The following is a 16231-nucleotide window of genomic DNA, read 5'->3' as shown; positions in this document are numbered from 1 at the left end:
AAAAATTATATTTCCTGAATTATTGCACTATTTTTGCGGGCCATACAACGAAAAGAAGCGTTTTGTAATCCTCATCGGAGGGCAAATAAAAATGCCGGATAAAACGACCGGGTAAAATCAACCACCTTATTCGGAATGCTCAGCCTGCAAGCGGACATTGACAACTTAACAGTTTGTCTTCCACGAACCGGCTACAGCCTTTAACAACCATTCAACAAAAGATGTTTTGTTGACGAAGTTTTTCTGGGAAAACGGCAGGATGGGGATTACCTTCTTCTGCAAGAACCCCTGAATTGTTGTTATGCCTGTATCTCCGGAGCGCATTCTGGAAAATTTGTTCCCCTTTTATCGGCAGGAAGAATTTCCCGTTCTCCTGCATCAATATAAAACGTGGTCGGAAAGCCGCCCGCTGGAAGGATGCCGGATTATTGACGCTTCTCCCGTATTCCGGAATACCTGCGCTAAATACGCTTCTCTTCTGGCCGCAGGAGCGAAGCTGACAGTAGCGATCTCTCCGGTAATGCCCCATGATCCGGATACAGTCGTATTGCTGGGGCAGTATGGAATTCCCGTGGTGGAAGCGGAACGGGCAGGCGGCCCTTATGATGTAGTCATGGACTGTGCCGGAGCGCTCAGCCATGTCCCCAGTCTTTGCGGATATGTGGAATTGACCCGCTCAGGCGCGGAACGCTATGCGGCATGTCCACAACCCGTGTGGATGGTGGACGCCGGAAAGATTAAACAGATAGAAACCTGCCTTGGGACCGGAGAAAGTTTTTTCCGGGCGCTGGACGCTCTTGGAATAAAAAACGAACAGGGGCAAACTCTGCTGGTCATTGGATATGGAAAAGTCGGCCGCGGAATAGCTCTGCATGCTCTCAACCGGAAACTGAATGTCATTGTAGCGGATGTGGAGAGAAAACCTCTGTCTTCCGCCTCCTTTGTGCAGGCAAATGACAAGGCGGCCCTTACTGACGCAACCAGGCGTGCTTTCTGCGCCGTTACGGCTACAGGTAAGCGGAATGCCATGTCAGGGCTTATTGACCCGGCTATACTCTTATCTTCCGGCATTTTGCTTGCCAATATGGGCGTGGAGGATGAATGGGGGCCGGAAATTCCAAAGAACCGCCTGCTGAACGAAGGCCGCCCTCTTAATTTTATTCTGCCGGATCCTACGCAAATGCGTTACATTGATCCTCCCCTGGCGCTTCACAACCAGGGCGCCCTGGAACTTGTTGCGGGCCGGGCCTTGCCGGGTCTTTTTCCACCGCCGCCGGAAATGGAAAAACGTTTTCTTTCCCTGATACGTTCCTGCGGTTCCATACCGTCTGGAATGCTGGACTGGATTTCCTGACTTATCACCTTGTCTTTTCCGGAACAAAGCGGTATCGTACAGAGTACGGTTGGGAACTTAGCGTTCCATGGTCAGTCTGATGTTTCATTGACTTCGCAACTCATGAATACTTATTACTTCTACCGCAGTTATCAGCTGGGAGGAAAAATCCTCGCAACCCTGGGGTGCGGTCTGGCCTGGGCTTTTTTCGGTTCCGGCTGGTGGAACCTTCTTTTCGGCTCTCTTCTGCTGTTTCTGTGGCTTCCCGTTATCCTGGGCAGACCTTATTTTCTCACAATCACTTCTTCCTCCATCCTCTGGGGCAACAGCATTTCACGCAGGGAAATACCGTGGGAATTAATTGAACGCATAGGATGCACTCCAAATAATGAAGCAGAACCCGGATTAATGATCAAACTGAAGGACGGACGTATTCTGAATGTGGAACGCTCCTGTTTCCATTCCATGACCTCCGTTCGTGAAGCCATCCTTCAGGCATCCGGTTCTTATCCCTTTCATCTCGCTCCGGACTTGTTCGCTCCTCCTGGGCTGTTGAGCGAGTGAGATGCAGCTCTCTGAATATTCTGTGGCCGTATCTTTTCATTCACCGATAATGGCATTCTTCCGCCATCGCAGAGGTTTCCGGTGATAGTTCCTCGCACTCCATGCAGGAATCCTGCCTTTTCAAGGGAGGAGATTACAGTTTTCCCGTAATGGAAAATAAAAAATGTTCCACGTAGAACATTTGTGTGAATAACATATTTATCTCCTTCACTTTCAGTAAATAAAAAAACAGGCGCCATGTTGCCACGGCGCCTGTTCCTCTGTATGAACGATTTTGTGCCACCAAAATCAATTGGGAGATCTCATCGGCATGAGCACATACAGGAACTCATCTCCGATCTTCAAGACGCCCGGGCTCATTTCATCAATGAGATTCAGCGTAATAATCGTATCCCCGGCCATCGTCTTCAGGGGAGCCATGAAGAAATCCGGATTGAAGGAAATGGAAAGCGGCCTTCCGGCATAAGTGATCGTCATGGATTCATGGGCTTCACCCACGCCTTCCGCACTGGAAGCCACTTCCAGCTCGTTTTCACGGAAGTTCAGCTTGATATTCGTACTCTTGTCCACGGAAAGGAGGGAGACACGGCGCACCGTTTCCAGCAGTTCTCCACAGGGAAGTTCAATGCTTTCCTTGCAGTCCGTCGGGATTACCTGGCGGTAGTTCGGGTAATTGCCGTCAATCAGCTTGCTGATCAGTAACGTATCATTGATTTCAAAAGCGGCCTGGTTGCGGGTGAAACGGATGGTGGCGGTTCCCACTTCATCCAGCAGGCGGCGGAGTTCACCAACAGCCTTGGTGGGCAGGATAGCGTCCAGCTGCTGTTCTTCCGGGAATTCCAGGGCGGTTTCCGCCAGCGCCAGACGGCGGCCGTCTGTGGCCACCAGGGTCATTTTACCGTTGCGGAAGGAGAGGGAAATGCCGTTCAGCACGTAGCGGGTCGTATCCGTGGAAATAGCATATTCCGTGCGGCGGATGCAGTCCCGCAATACATTCTGGTCCACCTGGTACACGGTTGCCTGTTCAAAGGACGGCAATTCCGGAAATTCATCCGCCGGAAGGCCGTTCAGCTTAAACTGGGAGCGGCCGCATTCCACAGCAGCCTGGTTGCGCTGGTTGACATCCACCTGAACTTCGGCTTCAGGAAGTTCGCTGATGATGCTCACCAGCTTTTTAGCGGGCAGGGTCACGGAGCCTTCACGCAGCACATTCGCGGGAACTACGCCAGTAATGCATACGTCAAGATCGGTAGCCGTAAAACGTACCTGGCCGTTTTCAGCTTCAATCTTGACGTTGGAAAGAATAGGCAGCGTCGTCTTGGAAGACACGACGCTGGCAACCTGTCTCAGCCCGTCGAGAAATACTTGCTTGGAAATGGTAAACTTCATGTGTCTGTGCTTTTATCTGCCTCGCATCTTCTCATAACCGCCTTTCATAGTTCAAGCCATTTCTCCGTCAAACCCTAATATTTGGCAGTATTTTTTTAAAAGCATACTATATATAGTAATATGTAATTTCTCCGGGCATATCTTGCATGAATAGGTTTTTTAGATTATTTAAGCATTCTTAAAAATCCATTCCAGGGAATCAGATTTCTTCAATATCCTTATGCGGATTAGAAATCCGCTGCCCTCCTATCGGATTGATTGTAACCCATATTTCAAAATTTCCGTGAAACGCTCATTGATTATTTTATCTTTACTGGCAGCGGCAGGCATGTCCCACGCGGCTACTCCTATCTATTCTTGGGAATGGACTGCGGAAGGAGCACAAATAACCGCCCCCAACTGGAACGGCTCCTTCAATTACACTTCCGGCAATGATTACGCCACGTTCGGCAGCGGTTCCGGCACTCCCTATAACGCAAACATAACGGGCATCACAGGCAGTTTTACCGTGAGCTTTAACCTGAAAAACCTGAGTTCCACCAGCAACGGGTGGAAAGACATTTTCAGCCTGTACACCAATGGGACGGTCTCCGGAGAATCCAACAGCATGGTGCTGGAATTCGCTGACAACGGAGAACTTTACTTCTACAACAAGGGGTTCGGCGGCCAAACCGGCGGAAATATCAATACGGGGTTGACCTGGACAGATCTCCAGCAGGACAACTGGAATAATCTAAGCATCATTTCCGATCTTTCCTCCCAAACGCTTTCCATTTACGTCAACGGCGCTTTGGCAGGCACGATTACCGAGTGGAATCCATCCTCCCCTGCCCTGACAGGCTCCCAGTTTGGGGCTTCTTTCGGAAATACCCGCCCCATGAACGGCACTCTGGATGTCAACAACATCAAATTTTATGACGGCGTCGTGCTTCCCGTGCCGGAAGCATCCGCGGTTTCCCTGGGCCTGCTGGGGCTGGCCGCTCTGATGATGCGCCGTCGCCGATGCTGCTGAAGCAACTTTAACCATTCACCAAAGGCCGCATGCCGGGAGACGTTTTTCCGCATGCGGCCTTTTCGGCATTCAGGAAATTTCCATTCTGCCATTCACGTCCCCCGTGAATACTTCCCCCGGCCTGGTCCAGGTACCGGGAGAAATAACCCGCCCCGGCAAAACAACGGTATTGGCGCCCAGCCGCACATGGCTTCCAATGACGGCTCCAAGCTTGTTTCTTCCAGTAAATTCCAGCCTCCCGCCCGCCATCATTTTGTGTTCGCCGCCATCATGGCGAAAATTGGAACATACCGTTCCGGCGCCGAAGTTAACGTCATTGCCAATGATGGAATCCCCCGCATAACTCAAATGAGGGATCAATGTGCCGTCGCCGATAATACAATTTTTCAGTTCTACTCCCTGCCCTACTACGCAGTTATTCCCCAGAGACACATAACCCCTCAAATGGCAATTAGGCCCTATGCGGCAGCCATCTCCCGCCCATACGGTCCCTTCCACAACCACGCCCGGCATGATGACGGTCCCGTCCCCCACCCGGAGCGCTCCCATAACATAAACCCCTTCCCCCCCGGAGAAATTCTCCCATTCCATCTTCTCCATCACTTTTTCCTGCCATTCCAGCAGATCCCAGGGATAAACGAGACGCTCTATTGCTGCCTCCCTCCGCGTGAATACCCGCGTCAATCCGCTTTCCCCGCCTTTCCGGGCCAGCAAATACCCCTCTTCACTCCTTGCCTCCCCTGCCCCGCAGGAGGCAAGCCATATGGCCGCCTCCGGGGAAAAATCATGCATGGACACCTCTATGATTTCCCCTTTTTCTTCCCAAACCGGAGTTTCCGGATCGAAAACCGCTTCAAAGCCCGCCTCCCGAAGGCGGGCAGCGCAGTAGGCGGCTATATTCACTCCAGCCACAGAAAAGCCGTGGAAGGGCGCTTCAGGGCTTGTAGCAGGAAAAGTATGATCCCTCTCCGGAATATAAATCAATTTGGCAACCTTCACAAAAGAATGGTATGCTTTCCTCCGTGGCCTCTGCAAGGAGGAATGCGCGAATCTGTTTTACAGCCGCGCCTGCCAATAACCCTGTGAAAGAATAAGCCAATTAACTGCGAATATGATGTGAATAACTTATTCAGATGTTATCCACATTTTTGCAGACCAAATTTATTAACAGTTGGAATGAGGTTTAATACTTTCATTTTCAGCAATTTGAAATCTTATTCACACTAGACACACGGTAGAAGAAGAAGGAATTTAATATTGTTAAACCTAATATTCTTCAATCACACAACGTGATTGTCCTTCTTCCGGTTTTCATGCTACAAAACGGCGTGAATACGAAAAACCAGGATGACCGTTGGATGAGTATGGCCATAAAACTGGCCTCAAATGGGATCGGACTTACGAGCCCGAATCCCTGCGTGGGAGCGGTCATTGTACATGAAAACCGGGTAATCGGTTCAGGATTTCATAAAAAAGCCGGTTTGCCCCATGCGGAAAGAGAGGCCATTGCTGACGGAGTGGCGAGAGGCAATGCAGCCCTGTTCGCTGATTCAACTTTGTATGTTACTCTGGAACCATGCAGCACTTCCGGAAAAACGCCGCCTTGTACGGATGCTATTTTGCAATACCGTTTCAAACGGGTGGTTTATGGTTCGGAAGACCCCAATCCCAAGCACCGCGGCGCTGCGGCTGATATTCTTGAGCAGGCCGGCATCAAGGTTACCCGCGGGGTTCTGGAAAAGGAATGCGATCATTTAATCCGGGGATTCAGGTTGAACATGCTGGAAGGACGTCCCTGGGTAATTGCAAAAAGCGCCATGTCTCTGGATGGCCGCATTTCCCGCAGTCCGGAACGCTCCCAATGGCTGACGAATGAAAAATCCAGGTCTTTTGTACATACCCTGCGTGCCGAATGCGATGCGGTTCTCACCGGAGGGAATACCGTTCGTCTGGACAATCCGTCCCTGACCATTAGGAAACCGGATCGTGCTGTTTCTCTCCTCAAGGAACAACCCTGGCGTATTATTCTGACCCGTGATGCCGCTTCCATACCTGCGGATTCCATTTGTTTGACGGATGAATTTCGTGACCGCACCTTGATTGTGGAGAATGTTTTAATTATTTGGAATTATTAAAAAAATTATATGATGATAAAAAAATAGGGACTCTCCTTCTGGAAGCGGGAGGCTGTCTGGTCCGGGAATTCTTGAAAGCCCGTTTGGTCGATGAGTGGGTGGGATTTTATGCTCCCATCATTATCGGCGGCGGTGCGGACGGCGTAGCGTCCGGTCCGTTTCTGGAGCATGAAGCCTGTCTTGAACAGCCTGTTGTGAATGCCTTTGGAGATGATGTGTGCATCAGGGGAGATATCTGTTACCGTTAATGGACGAGGGCTTTGTCTATTGATTATCTGAAGAATTTGAGACTTGGGAAAGTAACTTTCATTTCCGGGTAGATTTTACTATTCAGTCCTTTTTGCTCCCCTTACTTCTTGGAGTGATCTTCTCATGCTGTTTTTTTGTTATCGACAGTATGTCAATGATTTGTAATGGATAAATTGATCAATTAGAGAGACCGGTATTCAATAATACTCAAGGGATAATTCCATTTCTTTTTGCAACAGGCAGAGGAATGATGATTACTCAGAGAGAAAAAGGATCTGCTGTCGCACAAAAAGAATTCAGGGAACAGGATTGAATCTCTTTTATCAATTCCGCGCAATAACGACAGGGCGATACAATGGGATCATATACGGATCAGGGAAGCTTCTGTCATGTTTTTCCCATCATCCAGGCTCCGCATATCTCTCAGATTAAATTTCTGAATGAAAGAGGCACAGGATATTATGTTTGCTGCCTGCTGCGTTTTTGCAGATGCACGAGCAACAGGGCAATATCTGCCGGGGTAATTCCGGGAATGCGGGAGGCCTGTCCGATAGTTGCGGGACGTATATTGCCCAGCTTGATGACAGCCTCTTTTTTTAAGGCGTGGACATGTTCGTAATCAATATCGGTGGGAATAGTTTTATTTTCCATCCGTATGATTTTTTCCGCCTGTTTTTTCTGCCTTTCAATATGCCCTTCGTACTGTATATCCGTGGCAATGGCATCCAAATGTTCCACGTGGAACATTTTTTTCAGTTCTTCAGGCAATAGGGGCCAGTCGTTGCCGGGCCTTTTAAGCCATGTGGAGAGAGAAACCCCTTCGTGTTTGAGGGCGGCTGCTTTTGTTATTCCTTCATCAATGGCGTTTTTCCTGTCTTCCGCTTTTCGGGCCGTTTCACGGGTAATAAGGCCCGTTTCAAAAGCCAGAGGGGCCAACCGCAGGTCTGCGTTATCCTGGCGCAGCAGCAGGCGGAATTCTGCCCGGCTGGTGAACATGCGGTAAGGTTCATCGGTTCCCTTGGTAACGAGGTCATCTATCATGACGCCGATGTAAGCCTGATCGCGGCGCAGCACCAGAGAAGGTTTGCCCAGGGTTTTCAGGGCGGCGTTCGCTCCCGCCATCAAACCTTGCGCCGCGGCTTCTTCATAGCCGGATGTGCCGTTGATTTGACCTGCAAAATACAGGTTTTCCACCAGTTTTGTTTCCAGTGTGGGATGCAATTGCGTAGGAGGACAGAAGTCATATTCCACCGCATATCCCGGACGGATCAGCTGCGCTTTTTCCAAACCGGGAATGGTATGAATAAAATCGCACTGAGCGGAGTAGGGCAGGGAAGTGGAAACTCCGTTAAGGTAGAATTCTTCCGTACTGCGGCCTTCCGGTTCCAGGAATACCTGATGGTTTGTTTTTTCCGCAAAGCGCACGATTTTATCTTCTATGGAGGGACAATACCGGGGGCCTACGCCTTCAATGATACCGCTGTAAAGAGGGCTGAATTTTAAATTTTTCCGGATAATGTCGTGCGTCGCCTGGTTGGTGTAGGTGATCCAGCAGGGCATTTGCTTCATCCGGAAATTTGCATCTCCCCATGTGTTCAAAGTGCAAAAAGGTTCGGAATCACGTTTCAGTATATCGCGGGAACGGTAACTGAACAGGGCTTCCGGAGTATCTCCAGGCTGCATTTCGCAGACGGAAAAGTCAATGGACTTTCCATTGACGCGGGGAGAAGTTCCCGTTTTAAGCCGTTCCACCTGAAAACCCAGCATGGCAAGATCGGCGGAAAGGCTGGAAGAAGCGCAACCCATTCGGCCGCCTGTTATGTGCTGAAGGCCTACATGAAGCAATCCCTTCATGAATGTCCCGGAGCAGATAATCACGCTGCGGGCATGAATGGCGCAGTCCAGAGAAGTAACAACTCCCGTTACCTGTTGTTCCCCGTTGACGAGCAATCTGACCACATCTCCCTGAAACAGGCGTATGCCCGGGGCGGTTTCCAGAACCATTTTCATTCTTGTGCGGTAGGCTGTTTTATCGCACTGGGCGCGGGGAGCGCGCACGCTGGGTCCCTTGGAGGCGTTAAGCATCCGGAATTGAATGGCGGTGGCATCCGTGTTCAATCCCATGGCTCCGCCCAGGGCGTCTATTTCCCGGACGATATGCCCTTTGGCAAGTCCCCCGATAGCCGGGTTGCAGGACATTTGCCCAATGGTATCCAGGTTATGGGTCAGGACGGCGACGGAACACCCCAGACGGGATGCTGCCAGCGCCGCCTCAATACCTGCGTGCCCGGCGCCGACGACGAGAACGTCAAACAGGGGGAAAACGGAAGAAGAGGAGGAGTTCATCAGGATGCGGAACAGATGGCAAGACGATGCAGAATCAGGCGGGGATCAAGAGAGGAGGACACTAGGGCTTTATCTGCCTTCATGCATTCTTTTAAAGTTTGCTTCAGCCGTTCCGTCTTGAATTTGGAAGCGTTCTGCGCCGCCAGAAAAAGCGGGTAAGCATTGGGAGAGCCGTCTTTTTTCAGGGGAATTAACGCGGCTGCATAAGAGGGCAGGGAAGAAATGCGGGCCGTAAATTCCTTGAAATTGGTGGGCTTCAGGTTGAATGCGTCACATAAAAGTCTGGCGGCCAGCAGATTCCTTAGAGTAGGGATGAATGCGGCGCGCATGATGGTGATGGCGTTTTCACCGCGTTCCAGTTGAAAGTCAATCAGAGAGATAGCCGCGTCGCTTTTTTTGTTTTCCAGAGCCCGGGAAATTTCAAAAATAACGCCTGTACGCGTCAACGGAACCATGCGCTCTACATCCTCCGGCATTACGGTGCGTCTGTCCGCTCCCAGATAAAGATCCAGTTTTTCAATTTCAGAAATGATTTGGCGGGAGGATTCGCTGACGCGGTGAATGAACAGTTCCAGGGCGGCGGAATCGAAATTCATGCCTCGCACCGCCGTTTCCTTATTAATGAGGGGCATTAAACTGCCTTCCCATCCTGCTTTGGTGATGTCCGGCTTGTTCAATTCTTCCGACACGGCGGATTGAAGCAGGAATTTGTTGAAGGAACGGCGCTTGTCAAATTCGGAGGCGGAAATAAGCAGCAGGACGTCCGGCCCCAGGCCGCTTTCCAGCAATTGCCTGAAGGAGTCCAGAGCCGCTTCCGTAGTGGAAGAACGTCCCGTGACGGAGTCTCCCAGAAAATTGCAGTTCTTCATCCAGACTACTTTGCGTCCCGGAAAAAATGGGAGGGTCCGCAAAGCTTCCGTAACCTGGCGTACCACCTGAGCCGCTTCATCGGAATCACCGCAGACCGCTTCCAGAATTTCATGGGAAAATTCATTCGTGCCTTCCGTCAGAGCGGCAAAAATGCCGGAAGCCTTTTCACGCACCATTCCTTCATCCGTGCCGAAGACGAGATGAATGGCTTGTTGTTGTAAAGCGCTGGAACCCATAAAACCGTAACCGCATGATATCATAAAGTACGGTTTGTTGAAAGGCGTATTTGTCATTTGCAGGTTTTTTCATTTGAAGAGAAAAGGCTTAAATAGTATCAATGGAATCGGAATGTCAAAAAGCGGCTGAAGCTTGACGGGCTCCGTTTTCAGGCATCCCCTTGTGATCAAGCCGCAAATCGTTTGATCGTTATTACGGCAGGGCATTTCCATGAGATCGACCATATGGACACGGGCTTTACTTGTCATCATGATGACGGTTATGATGACCGTGGTCTCCGTTGCCTATTGGAGATGGAACAGCCGTGTTACGGAGAAAAATGTTTCCTTCCGGTCGGAGGTGTTTACCCTGGCCCAGCAGCCTGAACTGAAGAAGGAGGATATTCCTGTTTTGCACCAGCTCAATGAGGAATATTCACGCGTTGCCCGGTTGGTGGAACGGGTATTGGTCAGCATAGATACTACAGGCGTGACAAGCGTTCCACAGCCTTCCGAGGACGGTGATTCCATGATTGAAAAAAGGCTGACGGTTCATGGTTTGGGTTCCGGCGTCATTGTTACTGAAGAAGGACATATTATTACCGCTTATCATGTCATTCAGAACAAGCATGCTCTGCGCGTTACGCTGAGTAATGGGAAAAGCGTTTCCGTACGTCTGGTGGGAGTGGACCCGGAACTGGACATTGCCGTGTTGCAGGTGGAAAACCCGATGACCTTTACCCCCCTTCCGTTCGGCAACAGTGATGAAATTGCGCCCGGCATGATTGTCCTGGCATGCGGCAATCCCTATGGGCTGGGCACGACGGTTTCCCGCGGCATTATCAGCTCCCGTGAACGCAAGTTGGTGGATTCCGGCATTAACTTGATCCAGACGGACGCCAGCATTTTTCCGGGGAATTCAGGCGGCCCCCTCATCAACATCCGCGGGGAGGTCATCGGCATCAACAAATCGGTGCTTCCCAACGTGGAGAAAAATTACGCCGGCATTGGGTTTGCCATTCCCTCCAATCTGGTGATGCACAGCTTTGAGCAGATTTGCAAGCATGGACGACCCATGAAAGGGTATCTGGGACTGGACATTGTGCGCAATACTCCTCCGCTTCGCAGCTTCCTGGATTACCATGAGGCTGGAGGCGCGGTCATCAACATCGTGAATCATGGCTCTCCGGCGGAGCAGGCAGGTCTTCAAACGGGTGACGTAATACTGAGTTTCAACGAAGTTCCCATCCAGACGGATGAGGAAGTGAAGGAGCGCATTGAAAATCTTTCCATCGGCGACAAGTTCCGGCTGAAAATCTGGCGCAAGGGGCAAAAGATGAACGTCACCCTGAAGGTGGGAGACAGTATTTTAAAGAATGTTCCTTCTCCTTGGGAAGACTTCATGGAAGGAGTGGGAATGCATTTGCGTGAACTGACTGCGGAGGAGCAGTCTATCGGCGCCCGGGGACTGCTGGTCATTCAGGTGAATCCGAAGAAATCCGTAGGGCAGATATTGCAGGCCGGCGATATGGTCTTTGCCGTAAATCACCAGAGTGTCAGCACCAAGGAAGCTTTGGTCAAAGCCCTTAGGGAAGGGCCGGCGTTGCTGACCGTTTCCCGCGACGGGCAGCAATTCAATGTGAAAGTGGATGCGCGCCCTGTTTCTGAAAAAACATTGCTTCCCCGCATCCCTGAGGCGACAGAAGGCAACGCCATTATACCGCACGAGCTTTGATCCGGCCTGAGCGGTTCCCGCCGGAATCTCCGTTCGGGAAAACGTTTTCCGGCATCGCCGTCCGCAGGCTTGACTGGCAGTCAAAAGCGCTTACAATGCATCACCTTTAAGAAATTAAATTATGACTCGTCATACTATCTCCGTACTTGTTGAAAACAAATTCGGCGTGCTTGCCCGCATTGCCGGTTTGTTTAGTGGACGGGGCTACAATATTCATTCGTTGAACGTTGCCCCTAGCCAGGACCCGCGCTTTTCACGGATGACCATCGTCGTACGCGAAAAGGAGGATGTTCTGGACCAGATTATCAAACATCTGGAAAAACTGGTCAACACGGTGGAAGTAGTAGATTTCCGCAATACGGACAATGTGTACCGGGAAACGGTACTGACCCGCATAGGCGTGGATTCCGCCACGCGGCATGAAGTCATTGAGTTCTGCCAGATACTGGACGCCCACATTGTGGATGTCACGCGGGAGGCCCTGACCATTGAAGTGACAGGCGGCGAGCACAAGATAGACCGTTTCCTGTCCCTCATTGAGCATTATGATGTGCAGATGCTGACCCGGAGCGGTCGCATCGCCCTCCCCAAACCCTGTCAGTAAAAGAACCTTCAGGCTTTCTTCTTCAACCCTGCAGGACGTTCTTGCAGGGTTTTTTCTTCTCTTTATCATGAACATTACTTATCCGGATCTCCCCATTTCCCGCCGCCGGAATGACATTCTGGCGGCGATGCGGGAGCATCAGGTCATTGTCGTAGTGGGGGAGACGGGCTCCGGTAAGACTACCCAGCTTCCCAAAATGGCCATGGAGCTTGCCGGGGAGGCGCGGGGCAGAGTAGGGTGCACCCAGCCCAGAAGACTGGCTGCTGCTTCCGTTTCCCGCCGGGTGGCGGAAGAATTAAACTGCGACCTGGGAGGTCTGGTGGGTTACCAGGTGCGCTTTGAGGAAAAAACCGGGCCGGACACGCGCCTGAAGTTCATGACGGATGGGATTCTTCTGGCGGAAACGCAGCATGATCCGGATCTGCGCCAATATCATACCCTGATTTTGGATGAGGCGCATGAACGCAGCCTCAACATTGATTTTCTGCTCGGCTATCTGCGGCTTTTGCTGGGCAGGCGGAGGGACTTGCGGCTGGTCATCAGTTCCGCGACGCTGGATGCCGGAGGGTTTTCCGAATTCTTCGGAGGCGCGCCTATTATTCAGGTAGAAGGCCGCACTTATCCGGTGGATCTCCACTATCTGCCGCCGCTGCATGACGATGAGGAACTCCCGGCTCATGTGGCGCGTGCCGTGGATTGGCTGGATACTCTGGACGACCGCGGGGATGTGCTTGTCTTCCTTCCCGGAGAACGGGAAATACGTGAAGTGGCGGAAAAACTGGAAGGCCGGAATCTGAAGAATACGCGCATTCTGCCTCTGTTCGCCAGGCTGGGCCTGGCGGACCAGCAGAGGATTTTTCATCCGGAGCGGGGATACCGCCGCATTGTGCTGGCTACGAATGTGGCGGAAACGTCCCTGACAATCCCCGGCATCATTTACGTGATTGACTCCGGCCTGGCGCGCGTCAGCCGCTATAGCCCGGCGCGCCAAGTGCAGCGGCTTCAGATAGAACCCGTCTCCAGGGCCAGCGCCCGCCAGCGCGCCGGCCGTTGCGGCCGTGTATGTGAAGGCGTGTGCATCCGCCTGTACAGTGAGAAGGACTGGGAAGACAGGCCGGAATTTACGGATCCGGAAATCAGGCGCAGCGCACTGGCCGGAGCGCTTCTCCGGATGAAAGACCTGGGGTTGCCGGAAATGCCGGAGTTTCCTCTTCCGGATCCTCCTTCATCCAAACTGGTGACGGAAGGTTACCGCGCCTTGCGGGAGATCGGCGCCCTGGACAAAGCCCGGCAGCTCACGCCCGTAGGCAGGAAGTTGGCTCGGTTGCCCATTGACCCGCGGCTGGCCCGCATGCTGCTGGAAGCGCAGCATGAACAGGCCCTGCCGGAAATGCTGGTCATTGTAGCCGGCCTGGGCGTCATGGATCCCCGCGAACGCCCTGCGGATGCCGTTCAGAAAGCGGACCAGGCCCACGCTCAGTGGAAGGAAGAAGACAGCGACTTCCTGTCCCTGCTCAAGTTGTGGAAGGCCGCATGGCAATTCCGGGAGGGAAAGCGCTGGCGCAAAAACCAGCTTCGGAAATGGTGCGGGAAAAATTTCCTCAATTTCAACCGCATGATGGAATGGTTCAATTTATGGGAAGACCTTTCCAGGCTGGTCAGGGAAACCCTGAAATGCAAGATTTCCCCTTTGGAAGAGGAAGCGGAGCGGCAGGCTTCCTTTGCCATGATTCACCGGAGCATTCTGGCGGGCGTTCCGCGCCAGTTCGGCCTTTGGGATGCGGACAACCGGGAATATCGCGGCGCCGGAGGGCGTTCCTTCGGCATTTTTCCCGGTTCTGCTCTGTTCCGCCGTAAAAAAAGGAGTGAGTGGGTCATGGGCGTGGAGCTGGTGGACACCACGCGCCTGTGGATGCGCCGCGCCTCCATTTTGGAACCGGAATGGGTGGAACAAGTAGCGCCCCATTTGTGCGAATCACACTATTCCGGAGCGCGGTGGGACAAGGAACAGGGCGTCGTTTACGCCGTGGAACGCGTCGTGTGCGGCGGCTTGCGCATCATTGATAACAGGCGTGTGCACTATGGCCGTATCAATCCCGTCCATGCACGGGAAATCATGATACGCGAAGGGCTGTTGGGCGGCGGTTTCCGTGCGAAACCCGCCTGTATCAGGCATTTGGAAGCGCTCCGGGAGGAGGTTCGGCAGATAGAACTGAAATTGCGCCGCCCGGACCAGGTCTGGTGCGAGGAAGGAGTTTTTGAATTCTTTAACAGGCTTGTTCCGTCGGACTGCTGTACAGCCAGGGCCTTTTTGCGATGGGCCGCCGGTGTGGAAAAGAAAAACCCGGAAGCTCTGCATGTTCCGCCGCAGGAAGCCATGTACGAATTCTGGGGGAAAGATCTGCTGGATGGTTTTCCGGATGAAATCACCTGTAACGGCGCGGAATACGTCGTGTATTACCAGAACGATCCCGGCGCGGAAGATGACGGCGTGACCCTGGGCGTTCATATCGACCAGTTGCCGGATATTCCCGAATGGTTGCCGGAGTGGGGGGGTTCGGGCCATCTGGCCCAGCGGGCGGAATGTCTGCTGCGCACTCTTCCCAAGGATTTGCGCGTCTTTCTCCAGCCCATCAGCCAAAAGGCAGCCTGCTTTGCGGAACTGAGGCATGGCCTGGAACCGGATGGACCGCTGGCAGGGAAACTGGCGGAATTTGTGGAAGTGGAAACGGGAAAATTTTGCGCGCCCTCCTTTTTTGATATGAACCGTCTTCCTGCGGAGCTGGTTACGAAAATATGGGTGTGCGATGATGAAGGAGAGGAGCTTGCCATGGGCACGGATGTTGCGGAACTGAATAACCGCCTGGGTAAAAAGCTTTCCCGCCGGTTCCAGAAAACAGCGGAGGATATCATGTCCGTAACCGGCATGAAGGAATGGCTCTGCGGAGATTTGGAATACACGGTGGATGTGGCGGGAAGGCCGGGTTATGTGGCTCTGGTGGATGAAGGCGCATCCGTGGGCGTCCGTGTTTTTGAGGATGAACTGCGCGCTGCGGAATCCCACCGGGAAGGATGCCTGCGTTTCATGCGCCTGCGCCAGACGGACCAGCTTAACCATCTCCGCAAAAAATTTCCGTTGAAGATGGAAGGAAAGCTCTCTCTCCAGATGCTCGGACGGGAACCGTCTACCAATGCGGAAGACCTCGTGGACGTTGCTGCGGAGACAGCTATGGGCCGTCCTTTGCCGCGCACGGCGGAACAATTCGCTGCTGCGGAAATGAATCTGCGGCAAAACCTTTTTGACGCGGCGCATAACGTGGCGGATATATGGGAACTGGTGGCAGGTACGGAACATGCCGTCAGAGACTTTATGGCGTTGCAAAAGGGCGTGCGCCATACGGAGCGCATCACGGCTGACCTTCGGCGCCAGCTTGACTGGTTATTGCGCCCCCGTTTCCTGTGGGCGCATGGAGCGGAACGCTTGCCGGACCTGAAACGGTACATGCAGGGAATTGCGGAGCGCATCAGGCGCATCGGCCAGCAACCCCTTGCCAGGGAGCTGGAACGCCTGGACCTCTTTGAACGCGTCTATTTTCCCTGGCGTCAGGTTTTGGAGGAACATGCCGGAGACCTGCGCTGGATGCAATACGGTTATTTGCTGGAAGAATACCGCCTGGCCATTTTCGCTCCCGCCATTTCCGTCAAAGGCCGCGTCTCTGAAAAACGTCTGATGGCTTCTTTTGAGGCGTTATCAAACCAGTAAAACAAACTGGCGGCTG

At 52.5% G+C, this 16231-nt stretch carries 12 protein-coding genes; 8 read left to right on the top strand and 4 right to left on the bottom strand.

Annotated features, from left to right (window positions below; genetic code table 11):
- Window positions 1–301 precede the first annotated feature (301 nt).
- Window positions 302–1354: a hypothetical protein gene (locus O4G22_RS04325; RefSeq protein ID WP_306702255.1), complete on the top strand. Its 1053-nt coding sequence runs from the start codon at window positions 302–304 to the stop codon at window positions 1352–1354.
- A 102-nt stretch (window positions 1355–1456) separates the two neighbouring features.
- Window positions 1457–1897, top strand: coding sequence for a hypothetical protein (locus tag O4G22_RS04320; protein WP_297404513.1), 441 nt, complete (start codon window positions 1457–1459; stop codon window positions 1895–1897).
- Window positions 1898–2185: 288 nt separating this feature from the next.
- Here O4G22_RS04320 and dnaN read toward each other — a convergent pair whose 3' ends face one another.
- Window positions 2186–3286, bottom strand: coding sequence for a DNA polymerase III subunit beta (gene dnaN, locus O4G22_RS04315; protein WP_094136651.1), 1101 nt, complete (start codon window positions 3284–3286; stop codon window positions 2186–2188).
- Window positions 3287–3569: 283 nt separating this feature from the next.
- On the opposite strand from dnaN, the gene O4G22_RS04310 reads away from it, so the two are divergent.
- On the top strand, window positions 3570–4298 hold the full coding sequence (locus tag O4G22_RS04310; RefSeq protein WP_306702254.1) for a LamG-like jellyroll fold domain-containing protein: 729 nt from the start codon (window positions 3570–3572) through the stop codon (window positions 4296–4298).
- A gap of 69 nt (window positions 4299–4367) precedes the next feature.
- Here O4G22_RS04310 and O4G22_RS04305 read toward each other — a convergent pair whose 3' ends face one another.
- Window positions 4368–5210 carry a hypothetical protein gene (locus O4G22_RS04305; RefSeq protein WP_306713948.1) on the bottom strand — a complete coding sequence of 281 codons (843 nt, stop codon included), beginning with the start codon at window positions 5208–5210 and terminating at the stop codon, window positions 4368–4370.
- Window positions 5211–5611: 401 nt separating this feature from the next.
- Between O4G22_RS04305 and ribD the strand changes: the two genes are divergently transcribed.
- Entirely contained in the window at window positions 5612–6433 is an 822-nt protein-coding gene (gene ribD / locus O4G22_RS04300) for a bifunctional diaminohydroxyphosphoribosylaminopyrimidine deaminase/5-amino-6-(5-phosphoribosylamino)uracil reductase RibD (protein ID WP_306713971.1), read from the top strand.
- Window positions 6421–6681, top strand: coding sequence for a dihydrofolate reductase family protein (locus O4G22_RS04295; protein ID WP_306713947.1), 261 nt, complete (start codon window positions 6421–6423; stop codon window positions 6679–6681). Before ribD ends, O4G22_RS04295 begins: the two co-directional genes overlap by 13 nt.
- A gap of 460 nt (window positions 6682–7141) precedes the next feature.
- On the opposite strand, the gene mnmG is transcribed toward O4G22_RS04295, so the two are convergent.
- Together mnmG and holA are read right to left on the bottom strand one after the other, a co-directional pair.
- Complete coding sequence (gene mnmG, locus O4G22_RS04290) at window positions 7142–9028, bottom strand: tRNA uridine-5-carboxymethylaminomethyl(34) synthesis enzyme MnmG (RefSeq protein ID WP_306702252.1); 1887 nt, start codon at window positions 9026–9028, stop codon at window positions 7142–7144.
- Window positions 9028–10134, bottom strand: coding sequence for a DNA polymerase III subunit delta (gene holA, locus O4G22_RS04285; RefSeq protein WP_306713946.1), 1107 nt, complete (start codon window positions 10132–10134; stop codon window positions 9028–9030). Before holA ends, mnmG begins: the two co-directional genes overlap by 1 nt.
- 250 nt (window positions 10135–10384) lie before the next feature.
- Here holA and O4G22_RS04280 point away from each other — a divergent pair, with 250 nt between their 5' ends.
- From O4G22_RS04280 to hrpA, 3 genes are all read left to right on the top strand, one after another.
- Complete coding sequence (locus tag O4G22_RS04280) at window positions 10385–11848, top strand: trypsin-like peptidase domain-containing protein (RefSeq protein WP_290489338.1); 1464 nt, start codon at window positions 10385–10387, stop codon at window positions 11846–11848.
- A 121-nt stretch (window positions 11849–11969) separates the two neighbouring features.
- Window positions 11970–12452 (top strand): acetolactate synthase small subunit, encoded by a 483-nt coding sequence (gene ilvN / locus O4G22_RS04275; protein ID WP_094136658.1) that lies wholly within the window; start codon window positions 11970–11972, stop codon window positions 12450–12452.
- A gap of 67 nt (window positions 12453–12519) precedes the next feature.
- Complete coding sequence (gene hrpA / locus O4G22_RS04270; RefSeq protein ID WP_306713945.1) at window positions 12520–16215, top strand: ATP-dependent RNA helicase HrpA; 3696 nt, start codon at window positions 12520–12522, stop codon at window positions 16213–16215.
- Window positions 16216–16231: the final 16 nt, after the last annotated feature.

Source organism: Akkermansia muciniphila, from assembly GCF_030848305.1.
GTDB classification, from domain to species: Bacteria; Verrucomicrobiota; Verrucomicrobiia; order Verrucomicrobiales; family Akkermansiaceae; genus Akkermansia; species Akkermansia muciniphila_A.
The sequence above is the reverse complement of the archived record's forward strand: the minus strand, read 5'-3'. Positions and strand labels throughout refer to the sequence as shown.